We start from the raw sequence: 5088 nt of genomic DNA, 5'->3' as shown, positions 1-5088 counted from the left end.
AGGTAAAGGTGTTAAAACAATATCTATTACAGAAAAAACAGGTAATTTAGTGTCTATTAAAAACGTAACAGATGAAGATGATTTAATGATTATTAATAAGTCTGGTGTTGCTATTAGATTGGCTGTTGCAGATTTAAGGGTAATGGGTAGAGCAACACAAGGTGTAAAATTAATAAACTTAAAAGGGAAAGATTCTATTGCTGCTGTAGCTAAGGTTATGCACGAGGAAGATGAAGATATAGATGAAACGCTTGAAGGTATTGAAAACACTAGTGCCGAGGATAATGGCACGACTCTTGCTTCTAACGAAGAAGAATAAATAAATATTAAATAAATGATTTTTTCTTTATAGAAAAATAAAAACTAAAACTGATGAAAAAACAATTAATTCTCTCTTTAGCATTATTTGTAACTCTGTTTTCTTTTGCACAAAAGAAAGAAGTAAAAATGCTAGAAAAGGCAGTTAAAAATAACAATTATGCTGAAGCTAAAGCAATGGCTAGTAAATTAGAATCTTTAACGGGTTCTATGGATAATAAAATGAAAGCTAAGTATTACCTTAATAAAGGAAAAGCATACTTTGCTAATGGAGCTGGAAGTAACAAAGATGTTATGATGGCTGTAGAAAGTTTAAAGCAAGTACCAAGTGGATCTTACGAAAGTGAAGTAGGGAAGTTAAAGCAATTAATGGAAAACGACCTATTAACCAAAGCTAATGACTTGTATAAAGCTAATAAGTTTAAAGAAGCCTCTGCTGCTTTTTACAACTTATATAATGTAGCACCAGAAGATCAAGTATATCTTTACTACTCAGCAGTAAGCGCAGTAGGAGCGCAAGATTTCGATTCAGCATTATCACATTACCTAAAACTTAAAGACTTAGGTTATACAGGTGTAGAAACACAATATTTTGCTACTAGTAAAGAAACAGGAGAAGAACAGCCTTTTGATAAAGCTACTAGAGATCTTTATGTAAATAAATTAAAAACACATATAAACCCAAGAGATGGGAAAACAGAATCTAAAACTGCAGAAATAACAAAGAATATTGCTTTAATATACCTTGAGCAAGGGAAAAATGATGAAGCATTAGCTGCTATACAAGAAGCAAGAGCTGCGAACCCTAAAGATACAGCGCTTATTCTTACAGAAGCAAATACACAGTTTAAACTTGGTAATAAAGAAGCTTATGCAACTTTAATTAAGGAAGCTATTAGTAATGATCCAACAAATAAAGATTTATTATTTAACTTAGGTGTTTTAGCTTCAGATGCAGGTAATAAAGAAGAAGCTAGAAGTTACTACGAGAAAGCGATAGAAATAGATGCTAACTATGTTAATGCATTAACAAACTTATCTGCTTTAATATTAAGTGCAGAAAATGCTATTGTTGAAGAAATGAATGGATTAGGTAGTTCGGCTAAAGATGATAGACGTTATGATGAGTTGAGAGCTCAAAAAGATAAAATATATAAAGAAGCAATACCTTACTTAGAAACTGTTTTAGAAATTTCAGAGAAAGAGAATAAAAGTAATGCAGATGTTGCTAGAACGCTAATGAATATATATAATGCCATTGATGAAACTACTAAAGCAAAAGCTTTAAGAGAAAAATATGGATTATAATTTTTAAACCTTAAAAACTTTAAGGTAAAACTAAAAAAACCACTAATTAATTTTAGTGGTTTTTTTAGTTATATAATTTTCTTGATGACTCTTAATTTGTGAGTATGTGTACGTTTGTCTACATTATAAATGCCAGAATGATCTAGCCTGTCTATTCTAACTTTTCCATGGGCATGTACTATATAATTGTCTTTCATAATAATGCCTACGTGTACAATATGGCCTTCACTATTATCAAAAAATGCTAAATCTCCAGGTTCACTTTCTTCAATAAAACTTAAAGCTTCTCCTTGGGTGGCTTGTTGTGATGCATCTCGTAATAATTTATAACCATTTAGTTTATAGACCATTTGTGTAAAACCAGAACAATCTATTCCAAAAGGTGTTTTCCCTCCCCATAAATAAGGAGCATTTAGGTACAGAAATGTTGTATCTATAATATTACCTTTTGGTTGCTTTATTTCAGAAAAACTGCCGTCAAAACTATGGTTTAATAACGTTAATCCATTTAAAGTAGAGCCCAACGTTATTGGTAATAATTGCTGATTTTCTCCTTGTACAAATTCAACTAAATCTGTAGATAATTTAAGAGGTTCGTTTACAAAGTCGGTATAAACTTCCTTTGTAATTTCTAAGTATTGTTTATGGTCTATCCAACCTTCATATTTATCAAACGCTAAACGAATCTTATGCCAAGATTTTCTTTGCTCTAAAACTTTAAAAACATCACCATATAATACTTGCGAAACCATTTCACTAGTATCGGAAGCTTCTAGTCTTAAAGGAACAATGCTTAAATTACAGATTCCGTATTGCATTAATTAAATTAGGATTCTAAAGATATTGTTATTGTAAAAAATGATTTGTTTTATACTAGTTACGTTCTAATACTAATGCAGATGCACCACCACCACCATTGCATATAGCAGCAGCACCAACTTTTGCATCATTTTGTTCTAGTACATTAAGTAATGTAATTAAAATTCTAACACCAGAACATCCAAGAGGGTGACCTAAAGATACGGCTCCTCCGTTTACATTTACATTACTATCATTTAAACCTAATAATTTCATATTTGCTAAACCAACAACAGAGAAAGCTTCGTTAAATTCAAAGAAATCCACATCTTTAATAGTTAAACCTGCTTTATCTAAAGCTTTTGGTAGTGCTTTAGCTGGTGCTGTAGTAAACCATTTTGGTTCTTGTGCAGCATCTGCATAGCTCTTTATTGTAGCTAAAGGTTTTAATCCTAACTCTGTAGCTTTGTCTTTACTCATTAAAACCATTGCACCGGCACCATCATTTATAGTTGATGCATTTGCAGCAGTAACGGTTCCTTCTTTTGTGAAAGCTGGGCGTAAAGCTGGAATTTTTTCTATTTTTACGTTAGTGTATTCTTCGTCTTTACTTACAACAATAGGTTCTCCACGACGTTGGGGTACTTCTACAGGAACTATTTCATTATCAAATTTTCCTGCATCCCAAGCAGCTGCAGATCTATTATATGATTGTATTGCATAAGCATCTTGATCTTCTCTAGAAAAGTTATGTTCTACTGCACAGGCATCTGCACATACACCCATTGCATTTTGGTCGTAAACATCTACTAAACCATCTTTCTGCATTCCATCTACCATACTTGCTGGGCCAAATTTTGTAGCACTACGTGCGTGAAAATAATGTGGTATTAAACTCATATTTTCCATACCTCCAGCAACAATAATATCTGCATCTCCTAAAGCAATTGCTTGTGCCGCTTGCATTACCGTTTTCATACCAGAAGCGCAAACTTTATTAATAGTAGTACATGGTACTGTATCTGGAATACCAGCAAAAATTGCAGCTTGTCTAGCTGGTGCTTGACCGGTTCCTGCCTGAACAACATTACCCATTAATACTTCCTGTACTAATTCAGGTTTTAAATTTATTTTATCTAAAGCTCCTTTTATAGCTATGGCCCCTAATTTTGGAGCTGGAATTGTCGATAAAGCACCTAAAAAACTACCAATTGGTGTTCTTGCTGCTGAGACGATTACTACTTCTTTATTCATTTTTACAGTATTATTTAATAGTAGCGCGAAATTAATCAATTTTTAGTAAAAATTAGAACCTTCATGCTATAATAACGAGTTAAGCAATGAATATTTATTACATTTGAAATAGTTACATTAAACATTTAATAAAAAACATATAACTAAAGGATAGTTAAACATACATGAAGGATCTTATTAATACGTTTTATAAAAATCATGCTCTTATTTATAAAGTTATTCTTTTTATAACAACTACTTTTTTAATAGTATACTTATTTCCTAAAGGTGGTAGGTTTAAATATGATTTTGAAAAGGGAAAGCCATGGCAGTCCGAAAACCTTTATGCTCCGTTTAATTTTGCTGTTCAAAAAACAGTAGATGAAATTAATAAAGAACGTCAGGAAATTGAGGAAAACGCAGTTACTTACTTTAACTTAAACCCCAAAATAAAACCTCAAGTAAAATCTGAATACAACAAACAGTTTAGCAGAGTTTTTTCAGATTCTATTTATCAAAAAGATTTTAAAGAACTTAAGGAAAAAGGAATTAAAATTATCAATGATTTATATCGTTATGGAATATTAGAGGATAATATTTCTCTACCAGTAAATAAGCATGTTACCATTTTAGACGATAGGGTTGAACGCTATAAAACGGAGTTTTCTAAACTATATAAAGTAGGCGATTTAAAACCAAAAATAATAAAAGAACTAACCAACTCTAGTTTAGAAAGTTACATAACACCACTTACTGTACTCTTTTTTGACATTATAGAGTCTAATTTAGAATATAATAGTTCTTTAACAGAGCAGGATTTATCAGAATCATTAAGTAATATTTCTTTTGCAAGAGGAAGTGTTGAAAAAGAAACGCTTATTATTTCTAAAGGAGAGGTTGTTGAAGGCGACACCTATTTAATATTAAAATCTTTAGAATCTGAATATGAATCTCAGGTTTGGAGCGAATCTAATTATAATTGGATTGTATTTGCTTATACCTTATTAGTGGCCTTAGCTTTATTGATGCTATTATTGTTTCTTAGAAAATATAGAATGACCGTGTTTAATAATAACACCAAAGTAACATTTATTTTCTTTAATGTATTATTAATGGTATTGTTAACTACTTTGGTAGTTAATTATAATTCTAAATACATTTATATTGTTCCTTTAGCCATATTGCCCTTGGTTTTAAAAGCTTTTTTCGATGCTAGATTGGGTTTATTTACACATGTAATAACTGTATTACTTCTAGGGTTTATAGTACCTAATAGTTATGAATATATGTTTTTACAAATTATAGCTGGTATTGTTACTATTTTAACGGTATCTGAATTATATAAGCGTGCTAATTTATTTATTTCTGTAGGACAAATTACTTTAGTGTACATTATAGCTTATTTTGCTTTTTTTGTAATTCATGAAGGAA

4 protein-coding genes and 1 pseudogene are annotated in these 5088 nt (G+C 30.9%); 3 read left to right on the top strand and 2 right to left on the bottom strand.

Features of this window, described 5'->3' with window-relative positions:
- Together ACVC2P_RS07575 and ACVC2P_RS07570 are read left to right on the top strand one after the other, a co-directional pair.
- On the top strand, window positions 1-319 hold a 319-nt coding region (locus ACVC2P_RS07575), incomplete at its 5' end, for a DNA gyrase C-terminal beta-propeller domain-containing protein (protein ID WP_452597876.1).
- Between the two features lie 53 nt (window positions 320-372).
- On the top strand, window positions 373-1626 hold the full coding sequence (locus tag ACVC2P_RS07570; protein ID WP_452597875.1) for a tetratricopeptide repeat protein: 1254 nt from the start codon (window positions 373-375) through the stop codon (window positions 1624-1626).
- 68 nt (window positions 1627-1694) lie between these two features.
- Here the strand turns inward: ACVC2P_RS07570 and ACVC2P_RS07565 are convergent, their stop codons facing one another.
- A complete protein-coding gene (locus ACVC2P_RS07565) occupies window positions 1695-2444 on the bottom strand; it encodes a C40 family peptidase (protein WP_452597874.1) in 750 nt (249 codons plus the stop codon).
- A gap of 55 nt (window positions 2445-2499) precedes the next feature.
- Complete coding sequence (locus ACVC2P_RS07560; RefSeq protein WP_452597873.1) at window positions 2500-3678, bottom strand: acetyl-CoA C-acyltransferase; 1179 nt, start codon at window positions 3676-3678, stop codon at window positions 2500-2502.
- A gap of 164 nt (window positions 3679-3842) precedes the next feature.
- Here ACVC2P_RS07560 and ACVC2P_RS07555 point away from each other — a divergent pair.
- Window positions 3843-5088 (top strand): annotated as a pseudogene (locus tag ACVC2P_RS07555) (phosphohydrolase); the annotation flags it as partial.

The organism is Pontimicrobium sp. MEBiC01747 (assembly GCF_053601635.1).
The sequence above is the reverse complement of the archived record's forward strand: the minus strand, read 5'-3'. Positions and strand labels throughout refer to the sequence as shown.

Bases quoted from the DNA above. Each gene is read 5' to 3' on its own strand.
- ACVC2P_RS07570 (WP_452597875.1), top strand. From the start codon at position 373: ATGAAAAAACAATTAATTCTCTCTTTAGCATTATTTGTAACTCTGTTT.
- ACVC2P_RS07560 (WP_452597873.1), bottom strand. From the start codon at position 3,678: ATGAATAAAGAAGTAGTAATCGTCTCAGCAGCAAGAACACCAATTGGT.
- ACVC2P_RS07565 (WP_452597874.1), bottom strand. From the start codon at position 2,444: ATGCAATACGGAATCTGTAATTTAAGCATTGTTCCTTTAAGACTAGAA.